Genomic DNA, 2,308 nt, shown 5'->3' on the forward strand with positions numbered 1-2,308 from the left:
TTTTCCTCTACGGAAAGAATGACAAACTTACCTAAGATTTTGCCTTGACCGGTCACAAGAATATGAGGTCCCATATGCGCTATTTGTCGCAAATATTCGAGTTGTCTGTGACCACCTTTGAAATCTGGATAAATCACCCCTGCTAAAGAAAATTCCGCATTTGCAACAGCAGGCAATTGAAGAGCAGCTTTTCGCCCCAATCGCCCTTGCTCTACCCATGGAACCCCATAAGACATATCAAGTGTTTGATAAGCTGCTGTTTCAATGGAAAAGATAAAACCACCCAAAGCTAACATCATGGTATTTAATCCGAAAGGCTAGAGGCTATGGCTAAACGTTGCTGTTTTGCATAGCGTTCAAGTGCTTGATTGACAGCGTCTCTGATTTCGTCCTTGAGACCATTTGGTACTGAAATATTGAGATTTGTAATAGTTACACGCGCGTCTACTTCAACGGGTTTGTGAACCGTAATAGGCTTTGGAGCTTTAAAGGCACCCACTTTATTTGTTGCCTGCATTTGTCCTGTTTCAACGACACTTGTATTAAAACCACTCTTGCGTTTTTCTGGTGGGGTATTTGTAACCACTACTGTATCCAGCATTCTTTTTGCACGTGCATTGGTTTCATTGGTAAAGGTTTTAATCGTCTCCGTTGAAGTCTTATTGATTGAGACATTAAAGCCTAACTTTTCTTTCATCCAATTAGGCATCCAGCTGGTTAACTTGCTTATCATGCCGCTAAACCATTCAGACAGAGCATTCCATTTGCTTTTGATGCCGTCCCAAAGTCCATTAATAAGATTTGAGCCTACTTCCATTAAATCGACACCAAACAGCCATTCAATGAGTTCATTGATTTTTTTCGAAATCCAAGAAAGTGGTGAAAAGTTTTTAAAGAGCGTCAAGAGGTTATTGAAAACGTTACTACATAAGCTCGCAAAAGAATTCCATAAGTTGCTTATGAAGCTTACTACCGTATCCCAATTTTTGTAGAGCAGATATCCAACTCCAACAAGGGCTGCTATGCCGCCAGCGATCCAGCCGATAGGAGTGGTCATGATTGCGATACCAAGCGATATAAAAGCAGAACCAACGGCAGTTATTGCTGGAATGAGTGAAGCTACAAGAGATAGTGCAAGACCCGCAACTGCAGAAGCTGCCGGTACCATTGCCGAAATGAATGCTCCGGTAAGAACTGCTCCAACCGCGGCTAAAGATGCAGCTACCCAGCCATTGAGTTCATCCCAATATTTATAGAGGACAACAAGTGCCGCGATACCACCAATGAGCCATCCTATGGGCGTCGTCATCATAGTATAACCAAGCGTGACAAATGCGGCTCCTACGGCTGCTAATGCGGCAATGAGTGGACCAAAAATGAATGAACCAAGTGCCACAAGTCCTACCTTAAAGAGGGTTATTTCACCAATTAGAGGTTCTAGCCATTGGAACCATCCTTTAATCCTCTCTGTGAGATCACTGATACCTTTTCTCAAATCAGAGGTAGGATTAAGCAAATCATTAAAGACTTTTTTTAAGGTTTTTGCCCATCCAGCAACGGTTGTTTGAATGAGGTCGCGGTTTTCATCAATCAACTTTGAAAAACCGTCAATCATATCATTGATGACGGGCATGAAACGTGCGCCAATAAAGCTCGCGATACCGCCTATTTTTTTCTTAAAGGCTCCCATCTTGTCACTTAAGTCCGCTGCATAGCGTGCGACATCGGCACCTATCAGCCATTTTCCTTTCCGCGCCTTTGCAAAGAGCTCTTTTATGGGCGCCATGCCTTGTGCAAGCATGGTAGCCATTTCTTTACCATCACCACCAAACAACAGAGCAGCAATATGCTGTCTTTGTGCTTGATTTTTCATCTTACTCATCTTGTCGGTAATTTCTTCCAACAAGACAGAAGTGGATTTGAGTTTTCCAGAAGTGTTTTTGACAGAAATGCCAAGCGCTTCAAAGCCCATCATACCTCTTTTTTGTCCAGCATAGGCTTGTGCCGAACGCCTATTTAAAACCGCTAAGGATTGTTGAAAGAGTTCGGCGGAAGTGCCTGAATTATCGGCTGCATCACCCCATAATTGAAGTGATGCAACACTCATATTTAAATGGCGTGATGCGTGATAAAGACTATCGCCCAGATGCATGGTTTTCATGGTAACGGCGGTCACACTTGCCACAAGACCACCACCAGCAAGCCCTAAGACACCGGTAAAGACTGAAGCACGGCTTGCCGCCACTCCAAGAGCACTTTGAACACCATGAAGGCTTTTTGTCATGTTTTTGACAGCAGCAGAAAAGCG

Annotated in this window: 2 protein-coding genes; both read right to left on the reverse strand. The window is 43.5% G+C overall.

The genetic code is table 11. The annotated features are described in order from the left end of the window. On the reverse strand, window positions 1-299 hold a 299-nt coding region (locus ACFIK6_RS09495; RefSeq protein ID WP_375642709.1), incomplete at its 3' end, for a phage tail protein. Between the two features lie 5 nt (window positions 300-304). Beyond that, on the reverse strand, window positions 305-2,308 hold a 2,004-nt coding region (locus tag ACFIK6_RS09500), incomplete at its 5' end, for a phage tail tape measure protein (RefSeq protein ID WP_375677591.1).

The organism is Bartonella sp. AS69XJJH (assembly GCF_042195585.1).
Taxonomy (GTDB): domain Bacteria; phylum Pseudomonadota; class Alphaproteobacteria; order Rhizobiales; family Rhizobiaceae; genus Bartonella.